The sequence below is a fragment of the Nitrospirillum bahiense genome (assembly GCF_007828025.1).
GTDB lineage: Bacteria > Pseudomonadota > Alphaproteobacteria > Azospirillales > Azospirillaceae > Nitrospirillum > Nitrospirillum amazonense.
Window position 1 is genome coordinate 12,156 of the sequence record NZ_VITO01000009.1, and the last position, 24,859, is coordinate 37,014.

Sequence of the window (24,859 nt, forward strand, 5' to 3'; positions counted from 1 at the left end):
CCCCCTACCCTCGCCGCGGAGGACGCCCCATCATGTCCCGTAACGCCGACCTTCTCGCCCGCCGCACCAAAGCCGTGCCGCGCGGCGTGGCCCATGCCACCGCCATTTATGCAGACCGCGCCGACAATTCCCTGCTGTGGGATGTCGACGGCCGGCGCTATATCGACTTCGCGGGCGGCATCGCCGTGCTGAACACCGGCCACCGGCATCCCCGGGTCATGGCCGCCGCCGCCGCGCAGATGGAGCGGTTCACCCACAGCGCCTTCCAGGTGGCGGCCTACGAGCCTTACGTCGCCTTGGCGGAGCGCCTGAACGCGCTGGCCCCGTTCAGCGGCCCGGCCAAGACCGTTTTCTTCACCACGGGCGCCGAGGCGGTGGAGAACGCCGTCAAGATCGCCCGCGTCGCCACCGGCCGCAGCGGCGTCATCGCCTTCACCGGCGCCTTCCACGGCCGCACGCTCATGACCTCCGCCCTGACCGGCAAGGTCAATCCCTACAAGAAGGACGCGGGTCCCATGCCGCCGGAGGTGTGGCACCTGCCTTTCCCGATACCGCACCACGGCATCACCGTCGCCGACACCCTGAAGGCGCTGGATTTCCTGTTCCGGGCCGATGTGGAGCCGGAGCGCGTGGCCGCCTTCATCCTGGAACCGGTGCAAGGCGAAGGCGGCTTCAATCCGGCACCGCCGGAACTGCTGCGCGACCTGCGCCGCCTGTGCGACGCCCATGGCATCCTGCTGATCGCCGATGAGGTGCAGGCGGGCTTCGGTCGCACCGGGCGCATGTTCGGCATCGAGCATGCCGGCGTGGAGCCGGACCTGGTCACCATCGCCAAGTCGCTGGCCGGCGGCTTCCCCTTGTCCGGCGTCATCGGCCGGGCCGCCATTATGGACAAGGTGGCGCCCGGCGGCCTGGGCGGCACCTATGGCGGCAATCCCATGGCCTGCGCCGCCGCCCTGGCCGTGCTGGACGTCATTGAGGAGGAAGGGCTGCTGGCGCGCGCCGATGCCATCGGTGGGCGTATCAAGGCCCGGCTGGAATCGGTGCGGGAGCGCAACGACATCCTGCCTATCGGCGCCATTCGGGGCCCCGGCGCCATGGTGGCCTTCGAGATTTTCAAGGAGCGCGGCGGCGTGGACCCGGACGCCGACGCCACCCGCCAGGTCACGGCGCGGGCGCTGGACCTGGGCCTGGTCCTGCTGTCCTGCGGGGTTCACGGCAACGTGATCCGCATTCTGGCGCCCCTGACCATTCCCGATGCCGAGCTGGACGCCGGCCTGGACATCCTGGCCCGGGCCCTGGCGGTGACGCCATGAACGCTGACGCCGAAAAGCGGCGCCTGGCGCTGAAACGCCCCGACCTGTTGCGCGACGGGGCCTATATCGGCGGCCGTTGGCTGGCGCCGGAGGGCGACTTGGTGGCGGTCTCCAACCCCGCCACCGGCCGAACCCTGGGCCACGTGCGCCGATCGGACCGGGAGGACGCCCGGGCGGCTGTCGACGCCGCGGCCGGGGCGTTTCCCGCCTGGCGCAAGCGCACGGCCAAGGAGCGGGCCGCCATCCTGCGCCGGTGGTTCGACCTGATGACGGCGCATGCCAATGACCTGGCCCGCCTGCTGACGGCAGAGCAAGGCAAGCCCCTGACTGAGGCGAAGGGGGAAATCGCCTATGCCGCCAGCTTCCTGGAATGGTTCGGGGAAGAGGCCAAGCGCATCTATGGCGAGACCATTCCCGGCCACCGTGCCGACGCCCGCATCCTGGTGACCCGCCAGCCGGTGGGGGTGGTGGCTGCCATCACCCCGTGGAACTTCCCCGCCGCCATGATCACCCGCAAGGTGGGCGCGGCGCTGGCGGCCGGCTGCACCGTGGTGCTGAAGCCATCTGAGCTGACGCCGCTGAGCGCGCTGGCCCTGGCCGTCCTGGCGGAGGAGGCCGGCGTGCCGGCGGGCGTTCTGAACATCCTGTGCGGCGACGCGCCGACCATCGGCGACACCTGGCTGGCGGACGACCGGGTACGCAAGCTGACTTTCACCGGCTCCACCGCCGTGGGCAAGCGGCTGACGGCGGCAGCGGCCGGCACCATGAAGCGCGTCTCCATGGAACTGGGGGGCAACGCGCCCTTCATCGTCTTCGACGACGCCGACCTGGATGCGGCCGTGGAAGGCGCCCTGTTGGCAAAATTCCGTAACACCGGCCAGACCTGCGTCTGCGCCAACCGCCTGCTGGTGCAGGACGGCATCCATGACGCCTTCGCGGAGCGGCTGGCGGCCCGGACGGCAGCCTTGGTCGTGGGTGACGGCCTGGCCGGCCCCAGCGATCAAGGCCCCCTGATCAACGGTGCCGCCCTGGCCAAGGTCGAAAGCCATGTGCAGGACGCCCTGACGCGGGGCGCCATTCTGATGACCGGCGGCGAGCGGCTGTCCGGGACCGGTAACTTCTTTGCCCCCACGGTGCTGACGGGCCTAACCCCGGCCATGAAGATCGCGACGGAGGAAACCTTCGGCCCCGTCGCGGCCTTGCAGCGCTTCACCCATGAGGACGAGGCCATGGTCCTGGCCAACCAAACCGCCGCCGGCTTGGCCGCCTACGCCTATACCCGCGACCTCGCCCGCTTCTGGCGGGTATCCGAAGCGCTCGAATACGGTATGGTCGGCATCAACACGGGCAGCATCTCCACGGAGGTGGCCCCTTTCGGCGGCTTCAAGGAGTCCGGCCTGGGCCGTGAAGGGTCGCACCACGGCATCGAGGAGTATCTGGATCTCAAATACGTCTGTGTCGGCGCCATTTAGAATGTGCATCAGCACCGAAGTGGGCCCCCCGGTGTAAATCGGCGTGGCCCAGTGATCCTATGGACTTCAATGGAATCAAATGGATACCATGCCGATCGGCATCCAAGCTACACACCGTTACGCCGGATCTTCACCTGGTAGCCAATGACCTGGCCGTCCCGGTTCTTTCGGGGGGCGATGGTAGCCATGGGAAAGCTGTCTCCGCTGGATGTCCCGCGGATCCATTTGTCCCCAGATTGTCCCGCAAAATCCAGCCGAAACGCTGGAAGCGTGGCGTCCCCTACGGGAGGTTTCGCCACCTTGGGCACAAGATATTGATTTTATTGCCTCGGAAGGCACAAAATCTTGTGTAGCCGTATGAGTCACAAACGTATGCCACGTTCGACCGTATTGCGCAAGGCCTCAGTTGCCCCCTGAAGGCGGCAAGGCCATGCACCATCCGACCACGAGAACAACAAATTGAGGATTGGGAATCATTGAAAATCCAATAAACCATCCAATCATAGCAAGCAGTATCGCGTAAATATAGATGGCGCATCCTTCGTCCAACAGGCCATCCAGCACCACCCGGAGATGTTTTACTTTTTCGATAAGGAACCTGGTAATATTATCCAGAACGTACGATCTTGGTGGCAGAGTTTATTTTTTCTGTGGGCAGGGAAGCAATACGTCCGCAGGAGCCATTAAGACGTTGACCATTCCTTAATGCCCACCGCGCTTTCGCTCCGGCAGGATGGGATCATCGGCTCCGGTGACATCAGCCTGCTCGACCTGAAGCCCAATCAGAAGTTCAGAAGGGTGTACGCGTAGACCGCGTGCCAAATCGACGATCATAGCTAGGCTGGGATTCCACTTCCCCCGCTCCAAGTCCGACAGATATGTCACGTCCATTCCCGCTCTGAAGGCGAGTTCCTCCTGCGTGAGGCCCCGTTCTCGACGCCTTCCCCTCAATAGCTTCCCAAACTGAACCCGGATGTCTTCCATCCGGGCAAAACACGCTGTTGCATTGCACGCCGCCATGGGATATATACCAAGTATCGGATATATCCGAATAGCGTTGTGCCAATCATCGGCTTCGCTCGTTGCGTGCCTTCCCCCAATGGAATCTCCCATCATGGCCGCCTTCCTCCGCACCACCACCCGTCTCACCATGATCGCCAGCGTCGGCCTGCTGCTGAGCGCCTGCGGCGACAACAACCCGGTGCTGGGGAAATGGGAGATGTCCAAGGCGGCTACGAAAGAGCAACAGGAGGCGGCCATCTTCGGTGAGACAGTCGAGTTCACCGCGGGCGCCATGGTCCCCAGCAATGGCTTCCCCGCCGTCCCGGTGAGCTACAGGCACGATGGCGACACCTGGTTCATCGTCACAGCCGATGGTCACAGCATCACCGCCCACCGCACCAAGAACGACCTGACGCTCGAGGTCCCGATGCTCGGTTCCGTCCCCTACATCAAAGCCAAAGGCTAGGCAGTCGCCAAGGCGGCTGCCGTATTCCCCGCCCCCGGCCCCAGCCGGCGGCCCGCCTGGATTTGCGGCTTGAAAGCCCGCCCGGTCCGGCCGCCGTGCGCCCCAGATGTAGGTGCATCATGAGATCAGTGACTGGAAGACTCAGCCTTCTTGGCAATGGCATCGTTGCGGGAAAGTTCAGCAAGTATTCCGTGGTGAAGATCGGCGACATCGTCCTGAACAACATTCATATCGCGGAATCGCTGGATAGCTTCCTCAACGTCCATGCCCAAGGCGATACAACCATTTATTGGAACGGAAACTGGCTGAGTGGCCGACAGATCCGGGCGATCAGGACGCCCTCCGGCGACCTGTACTACCTCAAGAGGTCCATTCTCTTCGTCACGTTCTTCGTTATTTTCAGCATCCTGACTATCCCCATCCTGGGGTTTGGCCTCCTGCTACTGCCGGCCCTCCTCGCCGACTTCAACTATTGCCTGGCCGCTACCGAGTTCAAGGCTCAGGGCGGTATCCCGATCCCACTCTGACCGCCGGATAAAGGAAAATCATCATGACCATGCGCGCCAAAACCAAACGTCCGCCGGTGGCCATAGCCACGGCTTAAGCGCGCCTGGGCTCCAACTGGCCTGGGCACTGCCCCAGGCCAGTTCCGGAGCCCATCATGGTCCGTGTTGCCCTTTTTTCCGACCTTCACCTCGATTCCGCCCCCTGGACACCACCCACCGACCTGCAGGCCGATATCGTCGTCCTGGCTGGCGATCTGAACGTCAAGGCCCGTGGCCTGCCCTGGCCCGACGCCAGGGCTGTGTTCGGGTGCGACCATGTCCTGGCCGTCGCCGGCAACCACGACGTCTTCGGCAGCAGCATCGATGATGGCATGGATAGGCTGCGGACCAGGCTGGCCAGCCAGGGCGTGACCTTGCTGGAACGCGACGAGGCCGTCGTTCACGGTATGCGGTTCCTGGGTTGTACCCTCTGGACCGACGTCCGACTGTTCGCCGGTGCCGACGACCGCCTGGTCAGGGCCGATGCAGCGATGCTGGTCGGCGACGCCTACAGCCCCCACATGCGGGATTATCGGCAGATCAGAGTAGCCGGGGGCGGCTACCGCCGCCTGCGTCCCTTGGACACGGCCACCCTCCACCACCAGTCGGTGGATTGGTTGGAAGGCCGGCTGGCCGCCCCTCACAACGGTCCCACCGTCGTGGTCACTCACCACGCTCCATCCGCCCGGTGCCTGCCGGCCTGGGCGCAGCAGGACCGGTGGTCCTGTGCCTACGCCAGTCACTTGGACTGGCTGGTGGAGCGGTACCAGCCGGACGGCTGGTGCTACGGCCACATCCACGACCCGCCACCCAACCTCGCCATCGGCCGGACGCCCCTGTGGGCCAACCCCCGCGGCCATGGCGACAGCATTCACGACCACAACCCCTCTTTCGATCCCTACGGCTTGCAACAGGAGTTCTGAAACATGGACAATCTTGACTGCCTCACCATCGCCGATGTGGAGCGTTTGCTCGACGCGGCCCCCGCCCACCCCGTCCTGCCCATCGACGTAGAGTTTGCCCGTCAGATGGTTCTGGATACGATCGAGGGTACGGACATGGACCTGCAATTGGGGGGCACCCAGAGCAGTGACCACCAAGTCATCCCCGATGCCCAGACCGCCGCGTTGCTGCTGGTACCGAGTGCTGATTGGCTTCAGCCGGTGCGGGCGGCCCTCCGCCACCTGCTGAACAATCGGACGGCCGACGACACTGTCGATAACGTCGACGACCCGTGGATGGTGCCGGAAAGCCCCGGCCCCCTTTCGTGGGATACCGCAGGGGCTGCGGTGACGGACGCCTGGCATCGGGGACGAAGCGTGGTCGGGGTGGCTTTCTCAGCCGACGACCTGCCCCTCGAGTTCTGGTGCTTGCCGAGGCGCGGGCAGGCCCGGCTGCCGGGGCCGACGAACCTGCAGGTCATGCAATTCATCGACGACCGGACGGGACAGTGGCCCAGTTTTTCCTGGGAACTGCTGCCGGACTCCTTCGCTGGTCAAGTGGTCCCCGGTGACATGGCACTGGGGTGGTACGACGGGATCACAGCCGACGATTGGCTGGCCGCGGTCCGTAAGTCCCTTGCCACGCGGACGAGTTTTCAACGGCGGCTGCAGGCGGCCACCGAAGCGCCGCCGGCACCCGAGGTCCACGAGCCTCCAGCGGGGCCGACGCTGGACCAACTGGCGGGAATGGATGAGGCGGTGACCTGGGGGCGTCAGTTGGCCGAGGACTTGGCCGACTACGGCGCGGGCCGGATCGGGTGGGACGCGGTTGAACACGGCGTCGTTTTGGCCGGCCCGCCGGGCACGGGCAAGACCACGTTCGCGGCGGCCCTGGCGCGCAGTTGCGGTGTGCCCCTGATCCTCGGCTCCCACGCCAGCTGGCAGGCGGCAGGACACCAGGGTGAGATGCTGAAGGCCATGACCGCCACCTTCGCCGAGGCTGCCGAGGCCAGTCCCTGCATCCTGTTCATTGATGAGATCGATGGCTTCACCAGCCGCACGGCCAACTCCCACGGCTACAACAGCACTTATCAGCGCCAGATCGTCAACGCCTTGCTGGAGCACTTGGACGGCGTGGCCGGCCGGCCGGGAGTGATCGTTGTAGGGGCCTCCAACATGCCGGAGGTGGTGGAACCGGCCCTGCTGCGGCCCGGCCGCCTGGAACGAGTGATCACCATCCCGGTACCGGACACAGCGGCGCTGATCGGCATTTTCAGGCACCATCTGGGGACGGACCTGCCCGGTGCCGACCTGTTCCAGGTGGCGGCCATCGCAGCCGCCGCCGGCGCCACGGGGGCCCATGTGACGCAGTGGGTGCGGGGGGCGAGGCGGACCGCCAGGAAGGCGCAGCGGTGCATGCGCCCGGGTGACCTGATGCAGCAGTTGGCGTCGTTGGATGCGGCGGCTGATGGAACCGCCATCGCGGTCCTCGTCCCCATCGGCGGATTGCAGTGAGCTCGCAACGATCACGCCAAGACGCCTGCGGATGCCCCGAAAGGGCTCCGCAGGCGTCTTTACCCTTCACATCAACCGGCCATTTGGCCAGAAGCACCATGGGTGACCTTGGTCATCTTCGCTCAATCATCGACCGGTGGCGGTTCATGGCGTCCGCGGCCGCCACCGGCCCAGCGGCGGCCTCATTCGCGGTGCCTACGAAGAGCCTGGCCTCCACGACCATCGCCTCCAAAGCAAGCTTGGTCGGAGGAACGATTTCAAAGAGCTGGGAATCAGCAAGAGCCTTACCTTGGCCCCAGCATCGGATAAGCTATCAGGCACTTACCCAGATTCTCAAGGCATGCGCCACGTTTCCATCAGGTAGGCCTCAGTGGCGGAGTGTCAGGGGCACCATAGTTTGGCCAATTGGGGCCATAGCCTGCTTCGAATGACACCATAGTTTGGCGGGGATGGCAGAACCTCGGCGGCGGGAGCATCCGCCATCGCTTCGTAAAGCATTAGAAATCCACGATATTTCCTCGGAGTCGCCTTATGCTCTCCGCAAGGCGCTGGAACGCAAAGTCGAGAATCCAGGTTCGATTCCTGCCTGGGGGGCGAGCTGACTTTAGGCTGTTGTTAAGCGGCCCAAAGGTTGCGCAAAACGGCGCATAATCTTGCGCGATTCGGCGCATAGAGCCCCTGCTCCTGCACCCTTACTGTAAATCGGCGCGGGTAAATGACCCAACCGACTTTCAATAGAATCAAACGGATACCGCGCCGATCGGCGTCTAAGCTGCACGCCTATTAACATTTAATCGGAGTTACGAGACTGTGTCCCTATGGCGCACGGTCTTCGAGAACAACGATTCCACCATGGCGCGGTGTGCGCTCGCGATCATCTCCCATTCGATCCCCAGCCGCCCCCCATACGCTTCGCTCATCGCGCTCATCAAGCCAGTCACGTCCGGGCTTAATAGCTCGGCGTTAGTCGGGAGCGTCAAAAGATAGGCACGCTCGGCGAGCGGCTTGACGTATCGGGTAAGTCGCTCTCGTTCGAGGGGCGAGACCGGTGCCGTGAGACATGCCTGCAAGCACCAGTAGCAAGTTGCCCAGCATTCCAGGATGTCGTCAGGGATCTGATCGTGCTCCGCGGTCAGGTGGAGGTGGCGGATACCAGGAGTTTTCCCGCCGAAGAGCTCGAAAAGTGTACGGCCGATCACCGTGGGCCAGCTGTTCGGATCGCCTTCCGGAGGTAGAACCTGCAATCTCGAAACTTTAGCTTTGGAATCTCTCGCTGTTGCTACCGGAATTGCGGCCGTGCAGACGATCATCAGCAGTGCCCGCAGGCGGATGACGTCGTGATTGTCGAGTGCGCCGCTTTCCCTGCGTTCGCTGATACGCTTGCTGAAAGTCGCAACCGCGGCGACAATCTGCTCCTTCGTCGCCTTCTTCGCTGCCGCGACCCTTCGATGCTCCGCCCGCTCGCGCTCTTCTTCTTCGCGCCCCGGCTTCTTGGTGTCGAATTCTTCACCGGCATCCAGCGCAGCCTGCCCATCGCCGGTCTCATCGCCGAGATCGAACGCGTTGGTCGGCACGGGAGCTTGGTCCTCTTCATCGTCCCGTTCATCGGCGGCCAGACCGATCACCCGGTTGAGGAAGCTGCGCACGATGGAGACGTCGCTTCCGGCGAGGCTATTATGGGGGAGCTGGTTTTCCGTGCGCGGCCTTCGCCCGGCGATGAATTGCTCGTAACTGAGCGTCCTGTACGCGGAAGCGCCGCTTTCCTCTTCCTTGCGCGCCTTCTGGATCGAGAAGGGTTCTTTGTCCGATGGCTCGGCTCGTTCGATCCGCTCGAGGACACCTAGCACGTCGAGGAGCATCAGGCTCGCTTCGGTCTCGTCGTCCAATTGACGTAGTGCGTTGTCGGCCGGGCGGGAGGATGTTTCGCGGACGACCGCACGCAGGCGATCGATCAGTGTGACGATCGAGGGTGCGGAAACCCGCCCATCCTCGTGCTGAACCCGTGCAAATGCCGGGCGGTCCTGCGTATCGCCGATCTCAAACCGCTGGGTATAGCCGCTGCCGGCGAGCGGCGAAAGGCGGAAGGGCATGGGCTTTCCATGGTGATCGAGGAGAGTAATGGTGCACTCTGCCGGATTGAATGCATCTGCCGGGTGCCAAGTGAGCGTGTCGACGCGACACTCGAACCTGCCAGGGTTCAGAGCCGCCAGCTCGCCCATGGCCAGTTCCTCGTCGACGTCCAGGTCCGGTAGAGTCGCCGGATCGAGTTGCCGCTCGCTCGTCAGAATGGCGCCGAGGCCGAGCGCATCGGACATGGAGCCGGGCGGGAGGCGACGATAGAGGCATGCCTCTTCATTCACTCCTGCGAAGTCCGTGTCACCGAGCGCGGGTAGCGTGCAATTCGCGCTGCCCACCAGTACATGATCGGCGGTAGCCGTTTGAGCGATGATCGCCTTCGCGTGAATGAAGCGGCCTTTGCGAAAGTCACCGCGGTCGTACAGGCGCACCCCCTGGACTTTGCCGAGCGCCCATTTCGGAAAGACGGCGCACTCAGGATCGACAAGAACCGAAACTTCACCGCTGGAGAGGCGCTCCGCCAGGTAGGAAAGCGCAGCCAGGTTGGGGTCCCAGTACGGACTGATGACTATTAGATGCTCGACCGGCTCGCTCACTAGGTCAATGAAGCGCTGGCCAATACCGGAAGTCTGGCCGGTGGTCAGGAGGGCAGCGAGCGTTCCGTCGGCGAGACCGACCGGGCCGGTCGCCGAGGTGGCTTTGGCGAGCCAGGGTGAGCGCGTGAGCATCCAATCGACCTGAGCCGTGGTTGCCTGCTGATCCCCTTTGAGAAACCGGGAGAGATACTGCCATCCCATAGCGACGAGTTGCTGTTCGCCCGAACCCGGTTCGTCGGACATGACCATACCGGCGAGTTCGAGATTTCCAGCCAGGCCTGGCGTCGTAAGGTTCGCGGAACTGACGATCAGGCGCCCACGGCGGCGGCCGGCTTGCAAGAAAAGCTTCGGATGGAACACTCCCGGCGCGCTGATGCCGTTAATCGTGTAGAGCCGCCCTGCATGCTGAGGCAGTGCCGATGCCCCGCAAAGCGCATGAGTGAGCATGCGTCCGTCGGCGAGTACGAGGTTGTTGCGACACCCGGCGCCACGGAGGCGCGGCAGCACGATGTTCTCATAGGCATCGAAATCGATCCCGAAACTGGTCGCTATGCTCGTGTGAAATTCCTTGTCGGCGAAGCGTTCATAGAGCTTCATGCGACACCTGCCGCTGCTGCGCCGTAATCGGTGAGCCCTTGGCCGCCGACGAGGTGAATGTCTTTGAGGAATGTGATAGCGGGACCGAGGCGCGGGTTCGTGAAGACGGGTCCATCCTTCCCACGCAGCCTGAGCTTCCCTTCGTCGCGCTCGATCAGGAACGTGTAATCTCCAGCCCGGAGCTTTTGCAGGGCGACCCACAAGTGCCGCTGCAATATGCGCTCTTCCAGAAGTCTTGCCAGCAGCGCTTCGAAGGGCTCGCCCATGTGTCCTTTGAGGAAACGGGTTTCTGTCAGCAGGGAGTGAAAGGCTTCCGGATTGAACCGGGCGAGGACGGTGGCGATGTCGCGGTCTTCGTCGCACACCCGCCTATGCAGGATGGCGAGAAGCCTCACTGCATTCCACGCGATCTCCGGTGGACAAACGCTCGTGTCGTTACGCCCGGCGCGCTTCATGATGGCAACGGAGAGTGAGAACTCCGATCGGTCGTCATCCGCTGCATAGGCGTTCGAGGCAGGAATAGTGCAACCGATGAATTCAGACCAGTTCTCCGGCTTCACCGGTGCCGCCTCCAATATCTTCTCGACGCACAGGGGAATCAGCCGCGACAAAGCGATACCAGCCGGGTATTCGGCGAGAGTATCGAGGGCGAATTTGAGCAGCGTCTCGTAGGCGACGTGGCAGAGATCGTTGGCGTGATAGATCCACCAAAGCCGTCTTTGCGCCTCCAGCGCGGACGATCCGAGATAGAGCGCGCGGCCCTTCTGGTCGCAGCCAGCGAACAATATCCAGCGTATCTCTTCGGGATTGGGGTCGCGCCCGAGCAAGGCCGCGATTTTCAGGATCAACAGAATGCTATCGCGACGGGAACGCGCTGGGACGTTGGTAGGGTCGAAGGGCCCGAGCAGGATCTCCTGATAGAGATCGCGCTCTTCACCCGAGAGCGCGATCTCGGATGGAGCGAGGGGACCGAGCTCGTCGAGCTCGTCATTCGTCACGTCGCCACGTTGCATGATTTCATAGAACGCCCTCGCGAGCTCACCCACGTTACTCTCGAAGGCGGCAGCCAGCCGTTCGCCGGTCTCTTTGCTGGGCAACGGAAGCTCGTGTTCGTTCGAGGGGTCGAAGATGCCGATCTCGAACAGCTGGCTGCGATAGGCTGCGCCATAGGCGCCCCAAGCCTGCTTCAGGTAGTAGTTCTCGCTGCCGGGCTCCGCCGCCTGTGCGAATTCGATGAACCCGCTCTGGTTTGGCTCGATGATTTTCTGCGCCCATTCGATGCCGGCGACGCCGCCCTCGCCGCCGTGACGGTAGGCGATAAGCGCATAGAGTGCTTCAGCGCGGCGAATGAAACGTTTCCAGGAATCGGGGTTGGTGTCGCCAATCTGCCGCGCATAGGTCCGGCAGAGCCAAGCGTAGAGTCCATAGTAACGCATCCGTAGGGTCACGTTGCTAATACCGGGAAGCAAATTTTGGTACAGGCTGACGCTGATATTCTGCATCCCCAGCGGATCTAGCCCGTTCTTTTTTCTGTACTCGGTCCACACCGGGAGGTTTATTGTTTTGATTTCCTGATCAGACATTAGCCGCTACCTTTCCCGAGATCGTCCCCGCTTGATCCATGACGACAGTCCGGACGGAACGGGTGCTGACCGCGCAGTCGTGTGCCGACGGAGAGGTGCGGGTCTTCACAGTGAAACTGTACCCAAGGCATGAGCAGAGTCCGATTTTTTGTTTGCGACCGGCTCGTACGGACTGCCGTGGCCACACATGTGCCTTTTGTGGCCCCGAAGCCGCTGGCCCCGTAAGCGGACGGGTGGCCGCTTATAGAACTTCGAAAATCAACTGCGAATGGCGTACTCGGCTCGATTGGCAAACGGCAGCTTGATGAGTGTTTCAGCCAGTACCAGACAGTCCGCACACGGCCCCATTCTTGACGATAGACACAGCCCTGCCACCCAAAGCCCATCCCCAAAGACTCAGTTGACCATTAGAACATAACATGAACATCATTTGCCTCCCCCAATCCCGGAGGCCGCCATGTCCACCCCCGACATCCCCACCTCTCTCCTCATCACCGCCGCCGAGCCCGACCAAGTCTCTCTCCTCGTCGCCGACCTGGCCCACCTGTATGGCACCCGCGTCCGCGTGACCTCCCGCTTCACCGAGTCGTCCGATCCCGCTGCTCCCAGCCTGCACTGCGCGGCCGTCGAGATCGTCGGACGGGACCCCTGGCTGCCTTCCCTCTCCGGCGCCGCGGCTTGATTCCCCTACACTTCCGTTCAGCCCATCCCCATTAACCAAGGCCCAACCTTGACTTAGAACAAATCACGAACACCCAATAAGGCATGACCGACCATGCCGCCGCCATCACCGCCCTGCGTGCCCAGCTTTCGGCCCTCGACCGGACCCGTCCGGTGGGCGGCCGGCCGCCTGTCGCCACCGGCGTGCCCGCCATCGACGGCGCCCTGCCGGCCGGCGGCCTGGTCTGTGGCGGTATCCATGAAGTCCTCCCCGGACGGCACTGCGGGGCGGGGCACGGTTTCGTCGCCGCCCTCCTGGGCCGGCTGCCCGAATCGGACGGCCGCATCCTGTGGTGCCGGGCGCCGGGCCCTGCCAACGCCGCCCTCTACGCGCCGGGCATCGCCGGATTCGGCCTCCTCCCGGGCCGGCTCCTGCAGGTCTATCCCCGCAGCGACGAGGACGCCCTCTGGGTGATGGAGGAGGCGCTCCGCTGCCGCCGCCTGGCCGCTGCGGTGGGGGACGGCCTCCTTCCCACCCCGACCCAATGCCGCCGGCTCCAGCTCGCGGCCGAGGCGGGCGACACCCTGGGGCTGATGCTGCTGCCGCCCACCGCCCGGCCCCCGCCATCGGTGGCCATGACGCGCTGGCGCGTGGCCGCCGCACCGGACGACCCCGCCTCCGACGGGCTGGGGCGCCCCCGCTGGACCGTCAACCTCCTGCGCTGCCGTGGTGGCGGCGCCGGCAACTGGGACCTGGAATGGGACGATGAGGCGCTACGTCTCGATCTGGCTGGGCCGGTGGCCCACCGACCTGTGGCGGCGGCGGAATGACGCGCCGTCCGACCGGCCGCTGGTGACCACGGCGGCCGGGCAGGGCGGAGTCCGCCTGCAGGCCGTCGACACGCTGGCCGCACGCCAGGGGCTGCGCCCGGGCATGACCCTGGCCGACGCGCAGGCTGTGGTCCCCGCCCTCCAGGCCAGCCTGGCCGACTGGGCCACCCGGTTCACCCCCCTGGTCGCACTGGACGGCACCGACGGCCTGCTACTGGACATCACTGGCTGCGCCCACCTCTTCGGCGGCGAGCCCGGGCTGCTGGGCGACCTCGACCGGTGCCTGGCCAAGGCGGGGATCAGCGCCCTCTCCGCCACTGCGTCCACCCCCGCCGCCGCCTGGGCGTGGGCGCGCTTCCATACCACCGCCGGCGGCGGCCCCATCCTGCCCGACGGCCAGGCCGCCCGTGATGCCCTCTGGCGCCTGCCCCTGTCGGCCCTCCGGCTCTCCGACCGCCTGGTCGACGACCTGTCGCGGGTGGGCATCCGCCGCGTCGAGGAACTGGCCCGCCTACCGCGCGCGCCCCTCGCGGCACGGTACGGCCTGGAACCCCTCCGCCGTCTCGACCAGCTCACGGGCGACGCGCCCGAGCCCATGACGCCGGTGCGGCCGCAGGCGCCTTACATCGTCCGCATGCCCTTCGCCGAACCTATCAGCCGGCGGGAGGACATCGACGCGGCGGCCCTGCACCTGCTGCGGGAGATGGGCGGCCGCCTGGCCCAGGACGGCAAGGGCGCGCGCCAGCTCGATCTCGGCTTCATCCGCACGGACGCCACGTCCCAGCGGGTGGCGGTCGGCACCGGCCGGCCGATGCGGGACGCTCGGCATCTCCTGAGCCTGTTCGGGGAAAAGTTCAGCCAGGTCGACCCCGGCTTTGGCGTAGAGGCCATGGTGCTGGAGGCCGTTTCCGTCGACGCTATGGCGCCGGAGCAGGCGGGCCTGGAGGGCGCCGCCGGCGGCACCGAGCTGGAGGCCCTTGTGGACCGGGTGGTCAACCGCGTGGGCCCGGCGCGCATGGGCCAGCCCCGGCCGGTGGACACGCACGTGCCTGAGCGAGCGGTGCGGCGCGGCACGGTCGACGACCCCGTCTCCTCCGCCGACGAATGGGCCTCCGACGCCCCGTGTCCGGTGCTGCTGCTGCCCCGGCCGGAGCCGGTGGACGTGTCCAGCGTCCTGCCAAGCGGGACGCCGGCGGCCTTCCGGTGGCGGGGCGACCGCTACTTGGTGGCCCGGCTGGAGGGCCCGGAGCGCCTGCGGGGCGAATGGTGGCATGGCGAGGCGCCGGCGCAGCGTGACTACTGGCGTATGCAGATGGTCGACGGACGACAGTTCTGGCTGTTCCAGGCCGCCGAGACCTGGTTCATGCACGGGTGGTTCGCATGACCTTCGCCGAGCCGCAGGTCACCACCAACTACAGCTTCCTGAGGTCAGGGTCCGACCCGGGCGAGTTCGCCCTGGCCGCCGCCGCCCTCGGCTATCAGGCTATCGGCATCGCCGACCGTGCCACCCTGGCCGGCGTCGTCCGGATGCACGTCGCCTGCCGAAGCGCCCGCATCCGCCTGGTGGTGGGCACCCGCCTGGACCTGACCGACGCGCCCCCGGTGCTGGTCTACCCCATGGACCGGGCCGCCTACGGCCGCCTGTCCCGCCTGCTCACCTTGGGCAAGCGGCGCGCGACCAAAGGGAACTGCGCGTTGTCCCTGGCGGACCTGGCCGACCATGGCGAGGGCCAGGTGGTGGTGTCGTTGGCGCCGGAGGGGCGTCCGACGACCACCAAGATGGACCGGTTCCGTTCCGAACTGATCCGGTTGAAGGAGCGCTTCGCCGACCGGACCTACCTCGCGGTGTCACCCCTCTACCGCGGCTACGACCGTGCCAGGCTGATGCGGCTGGGCGACCTGGCCGACGGCCTCGGCGTGCCCCTGATGGCAACCAACGACGCCCTCTACCATCACCCTGGCCGGCACGTCCTGCACGACGTCGTGACGTGCATCCGCCTGGGCTGCACCCTAGCCGACGCCGGCAAGCGCCTGCTGCCCCATGGCGAGCGCTACCTGAAGGCGCCGGAGGACATGGCCCGCCTGTTCGCCGCCAGGCCGGACGCCGTGGCCGGCGCGGCGGAGATCGCCACGCGCTGCACCTTCAGCCTGGACGAGTTGCGCTACGAATACCCGGCCGAACCGGTGCCGGCGGGCAGCACGCCCCAACGCGAGCTGGTCCGGCGCACCTGGGCCGGGGCGGCGGAGCGGTACCCCCAGGGCGTGCCGGCCAAGGTGGTGTCCACGATCGAGCACGAGTTCGACTTGGTCGCCAAACTGAACTACGCCCCGTATTTCCTGACCGTCCACGACATCGTGCTGTTCGCCCGGGGGCGGGGAATCCTGTGCCAGGGCCGGGGGTCAGCCGCCAACTCCGCCATCTGCTACTGCCTGGGCATCACCTCCGTGGACCCGACCAAACACGACCTGCTGTTCGAGAGGTTCGTGTCGGCCGCTCGGGACGAGCCGCCGGACATCGACGTCGACTTCGAGCATGAGCGGCGTGAGGAGGTGATCCAGTACATCTACGCCCGCTACGGACGCGAGCGCGCCGGCCTGGCCGCCACGGTGATCACCTACCGGTCCAAGCTGGCGATCCGCGAAGTGGGCAAGGTCCTGGGCCTAACGCCCGACACCATCGGCGCCCTGGCCAAGGCCACCTGGGGCAGGGGCAACGGCTTGGGCGGCGAGACGGCGCAGGTAGCGGGGCTGGACGGCACCGACCCCACCCTGGCCCTGGCCATCGACCTGGCCCAGGACCTGCGCGGTTTCCCCCGCCACCTCAGCCAGCACGTCGGGGGCTTCGTCATCACCCGCGGGCGGCTGGACGAGATGGTCCCCGTCGAGAACGCGGCCATGGAGGACCGCACGGTCATCGAGTGGGACAAGGACGACCTGGACGCCCTGGGCCTGCTCAAGATCGACATCCTGGCGCTGGGCATGCTGTCGTGCCTGCGAAAGGGGTTCGAGCTGCTGTCCCACCGCCTGGGCCGCCTTTCGGCCTGGCTGACGTGCCGGCGGAGGACCCGGGCACCTACGACATGATCTGCAAGGCGGACACCGTCGGCGTATTCCAGATCGAATCCAGAGCCCAGATGACCATGCTGCCGCGCCTGCGCCCGCGCGTCTTCTACGACCTGGTGGTGGAGGTGGCCATCATCCGCCCCGGCCCCATCCAGGGCGACATGGTCCACCCCTATCTGCGCCGGCGCCAGGGCCTGGAGGCCGTGGAGTTCCCCACGGAGGAACTGCGCGCCGTGCTCGTGAAGACCCTGGGCGTGCCCTTGTTCCAGGAGCAGGCCATGCGGATCGCCATCGTGGCGGCCGGGTTCACGCCGGAAGAGGCGGACCGGCTCCGCAAGGCCATGGCCACCTTCAAGAAGCACGGGGAGATCGAGGCGTTCAGGGACCGCTTTGTCGGGGGCATGATCCGCCGCGGCTACCAGCCGGATTTCGCGGAGCGGTGCTTCCAGCAGCTCGAAGGGTTCGGCAGCTACGGCTTCCCTGAGAGCCACGCGGCCAGCTTCGCCTTGCTGGCCTACGCCTCCGCCTGGATGAAGCACCGGCATCCAGCCATCTTCGCCTGCGCCCTGCTGAACAGCCAGCCCATGGGCTTCTACGCCACGGCCACGATCATGCGCGACGCGCGGGAACACGGGGTGGAGGTGCGGCCGGTGGACGTGAACCGGTCGGACTGGGACTGCACCCTGGAGGAGGGGCGCAACGGGCCGGCCGTGCGCCTGGGCCTGCGGGAGATCAAGAGCCTGCGGGAGGCCGACGCCGTCCGCATCGCCATGGCCCGGGGCGACGGATACGCCACCCTGCGCGATGTCTGGCGGCGCGCCGGCGTGCCGGTGGCGGTGCTGGAACGGCTGGCCGGTGCCGACGCCTTCATGTCCATGGGCCTGGACCGCCGGCGGGCCCTGTGGGAGGCCAAACGCCTGGGCGACGCCCCGCTCCCCCTGTTCGCCGCCGCCGAGGCCGGTTCCCTCCCGGGCGACAATCGCCCGCCCGCGGAGTTCGGCGAGGAACCCCTGGCCCTGCTTGCCCAGCATGCCGCTGGGCGAGGCCATCCGGGAGGACTACCGTTCCCTGAGCCTGTCCCTCAAGGGCCACCCCTGCACTCTGCTGCGGCCCCAGCTCGCCGCCCTGGGCATGATGCCGGCGGTCAGCCTGGCCGCCACGCCCAACAACCGGCGGGTCTCCGTCGCCGGCCTGGTACTGGTCCGTCAGCAGCCGGGCACCACGTCGGGGGTCATCTTCGCCACGCTGGAAGATGAGACCGGCATCGCCAATGTCATCATCTGGCCGGCCCTCTTCGCCCGGCAGCGGCGGGAGGTGCTGACGGCCGCCCTGTTAGGCGTCCACGGCCGCCTACAGCGGGAAGGGGAGGTGATCCATGTGATCGCCGACCGGCTGGTGGACCTCGGCGACGTGCTGCGGAACCTGACCACCCTGGACGGGGACGTGCCCCTGGAGCCGCCGCTGGCCCGGGCGGACGAGGTGAAGCGAGCTGAGCCGGGGAGCCTGCGCCTCATCTACGGGGAAGGGCGGAACTTCCGCTGATGCGAAGAGGCCGCGAACAGCGCCGTCAGGCGCTGGGGCGGCTGGGTGAACCCGCCGTTTCTATAAATCGGCGCTGGTAAATGACCCCACCGACTTCAATAGAATCAAACGGATACCGCGCCGATCGGCGTCCAAGCTGCACGCCGACTAATAGTCATGGGATAATCGTCTCTGTAAATTCATGGAGATATAACATTTTTAATCCAACCTACCATGTAATCATATATTAAGTCTCGCTGAGGCAGAGACGACAATACATGATCTCCGTTCTTGATTTCAATGAAGTTACTCATACTATTTACACCTACCAGCGCCTTTTTTATTTCCACTGACTGTATACTGGGAACAATATCATCTTTGTCTCCATATATTAGAAGAATTGGCGCATTAATTGATCGAATATCATCTGTTTTGATCGTGCCATATTTGCCATTATCCGTGTAAAATCCCCATTTGTTATATATTATATTCTTCCAGGGACTCCAAGAAGAGACCATTCGATTTATGTCGTGCGGTGAATTAATAAGAATAATCCCATTTATTTTTATTCTATGTCTTAGAGCCACTCGAATAGACTCGTACCCACCAAAGCTGTGACCAAACAAGATTATCTTGTTTTTATCGATAGTTCCGAATGAGCTAGCGGCTTTAATGGATTCCTCAATGTCGCCTACCATAAGATCATCGATATTTCCGTATCCAGCTTGTGCGAATTTCTTCCCCAAACCTGATGATCCTCGATAGTTTATCTTCAATAAAGCAAATCCCTTGTCTGCCCAATAGCTAGCTCCATTGTCTCCCATAAAATATTCTCTATCAAATGGCCCACCGTGAATATCAACTACCATCGGCACCGCCTTACCATTTCCTTCCGGGATACTCAGATAGTATGGTACGTGAAAACCCCCGTTCTCGACGGTTCCGTTAATATAAGAAATTTTCCCTGTGTATTTTGCGCATTCTGATGGGACTTCTTTCAAATTATCCCCATCTTTTAAAAGATAAGTCTTCCCGGAGGAATTAACAACAGAAATTAATTCTCTTCCACTGCCCGAAATACCAATTAATTCAGATATATTTTTATTTTTGCCTAATATTCTGTAACTGGCGCTATCGACAATTAATGTACGGCCATTCCTATCTCCAACTAAGTATGATATAATATCTTCGCGAATGTTGCTTCTTATAGATTTAATCGCGCCAGTTTTTGTGTTAAATCCATACACTTTTTGCATATCCGACCATTTGTTCGACAAAAAATACAAGGTGCCGTCGAAAAATCTCATGCCACTGACAGATTCATCCTTTCCAAAGAACTCTATATTATGCCATTTGCTTGACTTTTTTCTAAGATATTTAATCTGTAAAATCTTCACACCACTATTCATTTCAAGAACAATTCTTGAAATCATAGACCCATCATTCGACGAAGCGATACCCAAGACTCCATGCGCGTCACTAATGACATATTCCTTGTTGGCCTTATTAATGCTAAATTGATACCATGAAACTCCATCACGTTTATTTTTTGCGTCAGTTGAGAGATATTCTACAAAATCAGAAAACCCTCTATTTACGACACTAGAGCTATCAATAAAAGATATCGGAACCCCTCTATTAGCCGCAATGTTTTTTCCAGATGAGCCATTTTCATTGTATACAAATACTCCTTTTTCTGGATCTATAGATATAATACTGCCGCCGTCTCGAGACCACCCGAGGAAAGTTCCAATAATATTCTTCTTGGTACGATCACTGTAGTTATATACCGAGTATGTCTTATTTTGCTTATCAAAATAAACCAGAGACATCCCAGATTTAGATATAGAAATCGGATAATACGTACAAAACTCCCTCATGTACCTCCCAGGTACTTCCTGAGAAAAAGCCACATCGCCACAGTTTATAAAAACTGTAGCCATTGCAAAAATGGTCGCTAGAATTCGCATCATCAACCCATGTTCAGTCGGTTCGTGAGTGGAAGACCACCCACGAACCGGGATACTATTAATCTAAGGCGTTTTTCTGGCCTTGCTTGCTGTTATTGAAAGCTCTATTGATGTAGTCAGTCGGCCCAGTTATGACATCTCCCTTATGTAGATTGGCCGTAGCATTTCCGCCAGATGCAGTAAACGGTATGCTCGGCAAACTGCCAGAGATAGTCATGTCTTCCAATATTCTGACAGTTGACTGCCCACTTCCGGGAACGCTACTGATACTATACATAGGTTCACCACGGCTGCCGTAGACCACGATCTCCGTAAGAGGATCCTGGGGACGGAGTTGCTGTCCGCCCGTACCATCAGGGTCACCACCGCCAGAGACAAAATCAATCTCATCGAACGTAAGTGCGCGCATCATTTATCCTTTCATGTTTTACAAGATGTTACCGCAAAGCCGCCATATTCCCCATTGGCAAGCCGGCTTTGCTCGCTCAGGGGATTGCCCCCTGCCACGGATGCGGATAGTCCGCTTCCGTCATGCCAGGATGAGCGGCCAGCCAAGCCTGCTCCTTCTTGTAGGCTTCGATCTGGGCCGAGGTGGCCGGACCGCTGCTTCCGGTGTAGGTGTAACCATCACCGGCACCCAATCCATTATCGCCGGCCGAAATACTGGCGTAGCCGCCAGAAACCAAAGCGCATTGATCTAAAGAAAGCTCAATCATTTCCATATTCCCAATCATTTGAATCCTACTCGTCAATCATTATTGCTGTCTTTAACACCTCCTCATTTGCCACTGAGACTGCGTACCGCCCTTAGCGGGTCAAGCACCCAGTCGATGAAGTGCCGGCGGTCGGTGACGACGTCGCCGGTCAAGGTCATGCCGGAGGTCAGCGGCCGGTCCTCGCCATAAGCGGTGACGCTGGTGCGCTCGAGGCTTACGGTCACCCGGTACACCGGGTCCTTGTAGGGGATAGGCGCCAGCAGCTCGCCCTCACGGTAGGTGGCGTGGCTGACCTGCACCACCCGACCCAGCACCGCGCCGAAGCGCTGATAGGGGAAGGCGTCCACCCGCAGGCGCACCTCCTGCCCCGGCTGGATCAGCCCGGCCGCCCGCGACGGCACCAGCAGGTTGGCCTCCAGATCGCTGCCCGCCGGGACCAGGGCCGCCAACGGCGACTGCGCTGTCGCCGTCTGTCCGGGCTGCGCTTGTAGGGCCGCCACCCGTCCCGCCACCGGCGCCACCATGACGTAGCCCCGGTTCACGTCCAGTTGGGCCAACGACTGCTCCAATTCGCTGCGCGCGCTGCGCAGCTGCGCCAGCTTGTCCGCCCGCTCCGCCGGCAGGGTGGCCAGTTGCGATTGCGTGTCGCGCAGGTCGCCCTGGCGTGACTCCCGCTGCCGCTCCAGCTCCCGGATCGACCCTTCCTGCGCCAGCACCTGCTGCTTGCGCCGCGACAGTTCCAGGCGCGTGCCGTTGCCATTCGCCTCCAGGCCGGCATAGCGGGTCACGTCATCCCGTTGCAGCACTTGCAGGTCCCGCTCCGACACCAGGCGCTGGTCCAGGCTGGCCAGTTCCTCGCCGATGCCCTTCAGCCTTGCGGCCAGGCGCCGGCCCTCCTCGGCGTAGCGTGCCTCCGCCGCCGCAATCTGCGCGTCGGTCTCGCGGATGCGCGCCTGGGTCTCCAGTCGCAGCTTTTCTCCCACCGGGCCGTCCGTGCCCGCCGTCTCCAGCGACAGCGCCACCAGCGGCTGGCCCTGGGCCACCACATCGCCCTCGTGCGCCAGCACCGCCGTCACGATGCCGCCCTTGCTGGCGTACACCTGCGCCAGGCCGCCGGTGGGGGCGACATAGCCCTGAACCGTCTCGGTCTTGGCGTAGGTGCCGGTCACCAGGTAGGTGGCCGCCGCCACGGTGAACAGGCTCAGCACCGCCGTCATCACCCCGTGGCTCACCGGCTGCACGATGATGACCTCGCCCCACAGGCGCCGGCGGCGGTTCTCCACCGCCTCGGGGCGGAACAGGCCGGCGGTCATGGCGCGGCCTCCAGCGTCTCGACCGGGGTGCGCACCAGGTGCGGCGGCTGGTTGGGAACCTCCCGCACCAGTTCCCGCACCTGCCCGCCCTCCACCGCGAACAGCCGGTCGGCGCCCTCGATGGCCGTGGGCCGGTGCGCCACCACCACCCGGGTGATGGCCAGGTTGGCGAAGGCCTGCATGATGCGGCGTTCCGCCAGCATGTCCAGGTTGGCCGTCCCCTCATCCAGGAACAGGACGCTGGGCCGGCGGTACAGGGCTCGAGCCAGCAACACCCGCTGCTGTTGGCCGCCCGACAGGGTGGAGCCCAAGTCGCCCACCAGGGTCATGTAGCCCATGGGCATGCGCACGATCTCGTCATGGATGGCCGCCAGCTTGGCCACCTCCTCCACCCGCTCTAGATCCAAGTCAGGATCGAAGAAGGCGATGTTGTCGGCGATGGTGCCGGCGAACAGTTGGTCGTCCTGCATGACCACGCCGATGCGTTCGCGATAGGCACGCAAGCCGAAGGCTGTCAGCGGCAAGTCGTCCACCAGCACCTCCCCCTCATAGGGCGGGTACAGGCCCATCAGCAGCTTCAGCAGCGTGGACTTACCCCCGCCCGAGGGGCCGACGAAGGCCACGAACTCGCCCGGCTCTATGGACAGGGCCACGTCCTTCAGCACCCAGGGCTCATGCTCGGCATAGCGGAAGCTGAGGTTCCGCAGGGCCAGGGCGCCGGTCAGCGGCCGCTCCTCCCGCACCTCCACGTCCAGGCCCGCCTCCGGGTCCTGGTGCACGGCGTCGGCCAGACGTTCCAGGTGCAGGCCCAGCATACGGAACCTGAAGAACTGGTTCACCAGCGACAGGGCGGCACTCGAGAACTGCCCCCGATAAGACTGGAAGGCCATGAGCATGCCAAGGGTCATCTCCCCGGCGATGACCGCCCTCGCGCCCAGGTAGAACACCAGCAGCGTCTCCGCCCCGGACAGGATAGACAGGCCGGCGCCGCCGTTCAGGCCCACCTTCTGCACCCGCAGGCCGTTGTTCACGCTGTCGGCGTAGGCGTTCTGCCACACGGCGTGGCGCTCTCGCTCCCGCCCGAACAGCTTGAACGCGCGGGCGCCCCGGATGGTCTCCAGGAACACGCTGTCCACCTTGGCCTGGTACTGGATGCCCTCGTTGGCCAGTCGCTTCAACCAAGGGAATGTACCCAGCCGCACCCCGATCAGCAGCGCCAGCGAGGCCAGGACGATACCGGTCAACACGGGGGCGTAGAGCACCATCACCACCAGGGTGATGAGGGCCATAACCCCGTCCAGCGCTACGGAGATGATGCCGCCGGCCAGTAGGTCCTGCACCGGCTGCAGCGAGTTGAAGCGGGAGAGGATATCGCCCAGGCGCCGCTTCTCGAACCACGGTACGGGCAGGCGCAGGGCGTGGCGCAGCAGGTTGCCCCGCATCTGGAAGGTCAGCAGTGTGCCGAAGTGCATCTGCACATAGCCGCGCAATAGGGTGGTGCCGACCTGGATCAGCAGAAGCAGGCCAGCGCCGATGACGATGACATTCAATAGGTCCAGGTCGCCCTTGGCGATGGCGTCGTCCACGATCATCTGGTTGATCAGCGGCGACACCAGGCCGAACAGCTCCAGCAGGGCCGACAGGGCCAGGATCTGCACCAGGCTGGGAATGAAGCCCGCCGCTTTGGACCACAGATCAGCCAAGCGCACCCGCTCCACCACCTCGCGTTTCCGGAAGCTGGCCGCTGGGGTCAGTTCCAGTGCCACACCGGTGAAATGCTCGGACACCTCGGCCTGGGTCAGGCGGCGCAGGCCGCTGGCGGGGTCATGCACCTCCACCCAGCGCGGCGTCACCCGACTCAGCACCACGTAATGCGCCAGATCCCAATGCAGCACGCAGGGGCACTTCAGCTTGGACAGGTCGCCCAGCTCCAGGCGCAAGGGTCGACTGGTGAAGCTCAGCGCGTCAGCAATGGCGATCAGGGTCTTAAGCGTCGTGCCCTTCAGCGATACCGCATGCCGCCGCCGCAGCTCCGACAAGGTCACCCGGTGACCGTGGTATCCCGCCACCATGGCCAGGCAGGCTAATCCACACTCCGCCGCCTCTGATTGCAGAACGGGCTCGATGCGGTTGTGGCGGTGAAGGGATAGGAGCGACAATCACAGATCCAACGACAAGGGACGGCGTTCCCCGAAGGGAAAGAAAGTTGCTGTTCGTGCGCAACAACCGGTCCGATCGAACGAAATCCCGCGCAAATCTGTCAATGAATATTTGCCATTAATACGTTAATTTCGATGCCAGACATCTAAATACAATTGTATTCTGTGCAAAAAATACTGTAATATCAATAATATAACCGTGCACGCATTGACCCAAATCCGCGCGCGCCCTACCCTTTGGGTAGATGCGACAATAAATCATACGATTAGCGCGTAACTAAGCGGCGCCTACGTCAACCTTCGGACGCCCATCCCATCCCGGCACCAAAATTAAGAATCGGTAGCCGCCCTACACGGCATTGGGGGGCATCGCAAATCACAACTTAATGCCGATGCGCCAACAGCCGAGCACGGTAGGCATGGGGGAATGTCGGCATGTCGGCCTCGGTGCAGCCCTGGCTGGCTGCTACTTCTATCGGCTCGGCAGCGCCACGTGGGCCTGGTAGGCTGGATAGAG

At 63.5% G+C, this 24,859-nt stretch carries 20 protein-coding genes; 12 read left to right on the plus strand and 8 right to left on the minus strand.

The features are described 5' to 3' along the window. Positions 1-32: 32 nt before the first annotated feature. On the plus strand, positions 33-1,316 hold the full coding sequence (gene gabT, locus FBZ88_RS14430; RefSeq protein WP_145617803.1) for a 4-aminobutyrate--2-oxoglutarate transaminase: 1,284 nt from the start codon (positions 33-35) through the stop codon (positions 1,314-1,316). After that, positions 1,313-2,788: an NAD-dependent succinate-semialdehyde dehydrogenase gene (locus FBZ88_RS14435; protein ID WP_145617804.1), complete on the plus strand. Its 1,476-nt coding sequence runs from the start codon at positions 1,313-1,315 to the stop codon at positions 2,786-2,788. Before gabT ends, FBZ88_RS14435 begins: the two co-directional genes overlap by 4 nt. A gap of 702 nt (positions 2,789-3,490) precedes the next feature. Here FBZ88_RS14435 and FBZ88_RS31470 read toward each other — a convergent pair. Then, positions 3,491-3,940 carry a helix-turn-helix domain-containing protein gene (locus tag FBZ88_RS31470; RefSeq protein WP_342780174.1) on the minus strand — a complete coding sequence of 150 codons (450 nt, stop codon included), beginning with the start codon at positions 3,938-3,940 and terminating at the stop codon, positions 3,491-3,493. Here FBZ88_RS31470 and FBZ88_RS14445 point away from each other — a divergent pair. The 4 genes from FBZ88_RS14445 (at position 3,903) to FBZ88_RS14460 (ending at position 7,257) form a co-directional block, all read left to right on the plus strand. Continuing rightward, positions 3,903-4,256, plus strand: a complete 354-nt coding sequence (locus FBZ88_RS14445) for a hypothetical protein (RefSeq protein WP_145617805.1) — start codon at positions 3,903-3,905, stop codon at positions 4,254-4,256. The two genes, FBZ88_RS31470 and FBZ88_RS14445, sit on opposite strands and share 38 nt — an antisense overlap. A gap of 119 nt (positions 4,257-4,375) precedes the next feature. Continuing rightward, positions 4,376-4,783, plus strand: coding sequence for a hypothetical protein (locus FBZ88_RS14450; protein ID WP_145617806.1), 408 nt, complete (start codon positions 4,376-4,378; stop codon positions 4,781-4,783). Between the two features lie 134 nt (positions 4,784-4,917). Beyond that, positions 4,918-5,724 (plus strand): metallophosphoesterase, encoded by an 807-nt coding sequence (locus FBZ88_RS14455; protein ID WP_145617808.1) that lies wholly within the window; start codon positions 4,918-4,920, stop codon positions 5,722-5,724. A 3-nt stretch (positions 5,725-5,727) separates the two neighbouring features. Further along, positions 5,728-7,257 carry an AAA family ATPase gene (locus tag FBZ88_RS14460; RefSeq protein WP_145617809.1) on the plus strand — a complete coding sequence of 510 codons (1,530 nt, stop codon included), beginning with the start codon at positions 5,728-5,730 and terminating at the stop codon, positions 7,255-7,257. Positions 7,258-8,057: 800 nt separating this feature from the next. On the opposite strand, the gene FBZ88_RS14465 is transcribed toward FBZ88_RS14460, so the two are convergent. Beyond that, entirely contained in the window at positions 8,058-10,526 is a 2,469-nt protein-coding gene (locus FBZ88_RS14465) for a phospholipase D-like domain-containing protein (RefSeq protein WP_145617811.1), read from the minus strand. Next, complete coding sequence (locus tag FBZ88_RS14470; protein WP_145617815.1) at positions 10,523-12,109, minus strand: hypothetical protein; 1,587 nt, start codon at positions 12,107-12,109, stop codon at positions 10,523-10,525. Before FBZ88_RS14470 ends, FBZ88_RS14465 begins: the two co-directional genes overlap by 4 nt. A 430-nt stretch (positions 12,110-12,539) precedes the next feature. On the opposite strand from FBZ88_RS14470, the gene FBZ88_RS30270 reads away from it, so the two are divergent. The 6 genes from FBZ88_RS30270 (at position 12,540) to FBZ88_RS30900 (ending at position 18,205) form a co-directional block, all read left to right on the plus strand. After that, a complete protein-coding gene (locus FBZ88_RS30270; RefSeq protein ID WP_186464410.1) occupies positions 12,540-12,791 on the plus strand; it encodes a hypothetical protein in 252 nt (83 codons plus the stop codon). A gap of 83 nt (positions 12,792-12,874) precedes the next feature. After that, complete coding sequence (locus FBZ88_RS14480; RefSeq protein WP_145617818.1) at positions 12,875-13,600, plus strand: ImuA family protein; 726 nt, start codon at positions 12,875-12,877, stop codon at positions 13,598-13,600. After that, on the plus strand, positions 13,536-14,984 hold the full coding sequence (locus FBZ88_RS14485) for a DUF6504 family protein (protein WP_145617822.1): 1,449 nt from the start codon (positions 13,536-13,538) through the stop codon (positions 14,982-14,984). Before FBZ88_RS14480 ends, FBZ88_RS14485 begins: the two co-directional genes overlap by 65 nt. Continuing rightward, entirely contained in the window at positions 14,981-16,684 is a 1,704-nt protein-coding gene (locus tag FBZ88_RS30890; RefSeq protein WP_246138665.1) for a PHP domain-containing protein, read from the plus strand. The genes FBZ88_RS14485 and FBZ88_RS30890 overlap by 4 nt, the downstream gene beginning before the upstream one ends. Continuing rightward, entirely contained in the window at positions 16,651-17,919 is a 1,269-nt protein-coding gene (locus FBZ88_RS30895; protein ID WP_246138666.1) for a helix-hairpin-helix domain-containing protein, read from the plus strand. Before FBZ88_RS30890 ends, FBZ88_RS30895 begins: the two co-directional genes overlap by 34 nt. Continuing rightward, positions 17,897-18,205 (plus strand): OB-fold nucleic acid binding domain-containing protein, encoded by a 309-nt coding sequence (locus tag FBZ88_RS30900; protein ID WP_246138678.1) that lies wholly within the window; start codon positions 17,897-17,899, stop codon positions 18,203-18,205. Before FBZ88_RS30895 ends, FBZ88_RS30900 begins: the two co-directional genes overlap by 23 nt. Before the next feature lie 179 nt (positions 18,206-18,384). On the opposite strand, the gene FBZ88_RS14495 is transcribed toward FBZ88_RS30900, so the two are convergent. The 5 genes from FBZ88_RS14495 to FBZ88_RS14515 form a co-directional block, all read right to left on the minus strand. Beyond that, the gene (locus FBZ88_RS14495) at positions 18,385-20,157 is read right to left on the minus strand and encodes an alpha/beta hydrolase family protein (protein ID WP_145617825.1); all 1,773 of its coding nucleotides are present in this window, start codon (positions 20,155-20,157) and stop codon (positions 18,385-18,387) included. 55 nt (positions 20,158-20,212) lie between these two features. Continuing rightward, positions 20,213-20,566, minus strand: coding sequence for a hypothetical protein (locus FBZ88_RS14500; RefSeq protein WP_145617829.1), 354 nt, complete (start codon positions 20,564-20,566; stop codon positions 20,213-20,215). Positions 20,567-20,639: 73 nt separating this feature from the next. Further along, complete coding sequence (locus FBZ88_RS14505; protein WP_145617831.1) at positions 20,640-20,870, minus strand: hypothetical protein; 231 nt, start codon at positions 20,868-20,870, stop codon at positions 20,640-20,642. Positions 20,871-20,932: 62 nt separating this feature from the next. Continuing rightward, positions 20,933-22,183, minus strand: a complete 1,251-nt coding sequence (locus FBZ88_RS14510; protein WP_145617834.1) for an HlyD family secretion protein — start codon at positions 22,181-22,183, stop codon at positions 20,933-20,935. Continuing rightward, complete coding sequence (locus FBZ88_RS14515) at positions 22,180-24,342, minus strand: peptidase domain-containing ABC transporter (protein ID WP_145617836.1); 2,163 nt, start codon at positions 24,340-24,342, stop codon at positions 22,180-22,182. Before FBZ88_RS14515 ends, FBZ88_RS14510 begins: the two co-directional genes overlap by 4 nt. Positions 24,343-24,859: the final 517 nt, after the last annotated feature.

Excerpts from the sequence above, each read along its gene's own strand:
- gabT (WP_145617803.1), top strand. The coding sequence starts at position 33 with ATGTCCCGTAACGCCGACCTTCTCGCCCGCCGCACCAAAGCCGTGCCG.
- FBZ88_RS14505 (WP_145617831.1), bottom strand. The coding sequence starts at position 20,870 with ATGATTGAGCTTTCTTTAGATCAATGCGCTTTGGTTTCTGGCGGCTAC.
- FBZ88_RS30890 (WP_246138665.1), top strand. The coding sequence starts at position 14,981 with ATGACCTTCGCCGAGCCGCAGGTCACCACCAACTACAGCTTCCTGAGG.
- FBZ88_RS31470 (WP_342780174.1), bottom strand. The coding sequence starts at position 3,940 with ATGGTGAGACGGGTGGTGGTGCGGAGGAAGGCGGCCATGATGGGAGAT.
- FBZ88_RS14455 (WP_145617808.1), top strand. The coding sequence starts at position 4,918 with ATGGTCCGTGTTGCCCTTTTTTCCGACCTTCACCTCGATTCCGCCCCC.
- FBZ88_RS14450 (WP_145617806.1), top strand. The coding sequence starts at position 4,376 with ATGAGATCAGTGACTGGAAGACTCAGCCTTCTTGGCAATGGCATCGTT.
- FBZ88_RS14465 (WP_145617811.1), bottom strand. The coding sequence starts at position 10,526 with ATGAAGCTCTATGAACGCTTCGCCGACAAGGAATTTCACACGAGCATA.
- FBZ88_RS14495 (WP_145617825.1), bottom strand. The coding sequence starts at position 20,157 with ATGATGCGAATTCTAGCGACCATTTTTGCAATGGCTACAGTTTTTATA.
- FBZ88_RS14460 (WP_145617809.1), top strand. The coding sequence starts at position 5,728 with ATGGACAATCTTGACTGCCTCACCATCGCCGATGTGGAGCGTTTGCTC.
- FBZ88_RS14435 (WP_145617804.1), top strand. The coding sequence starts at position 1,313 with ATGAACGCTGACGCCGAAAAGCGGCGCCTGGCGCTGAAACGCCCCGAC.
- FBZ88_RS14485 (WP_145617822.1), top strand. The coding sequence starts at position 13,536 with ATGAGGCGCTACGTCTCGATCTGGCTGGGCCGGTGGCCCACCGACCTG.
- FBZ88_RS14480 (WP_145617818.1), top strand. The coding sequence starts at position 12,875 with ATGACCGACCATGCCGCCGCCATCACCGCCCTGCGTGCCCAGCTTTCG.
- FBZ88_RS14470 (WP_145617815.1), bottom strand. The coding sequence starts at position 12,109 with ATGTCTGATCAGGAAATCAAAACAATAAACCTCCCGGTGTGGACCGAG.
- FBZ88_RS14445 (WP_145617805.1), top strand. The coding sequence starts at position 3,903 with ATGGCCGCCTTCCTCCGCACCACCACCCGTCTCACCATGATCGCCAGC.
- FBZ88_RS14510 (WP_145617834.1), bottom strand. The coding sequence starts at position 22,183 with ATGACCGCCGGCCTGTTCCGCCCCGAGGCGGTGGAGAACCGCCGCCGG.
- FBZ88_RS14500 (WP_145617829.1), bottom strand. The coding sequence starts at position 20,566 with ATGATGCGCGCACTTACGTTCGATGAGATTGATTTTGTCTCTGGCGGT.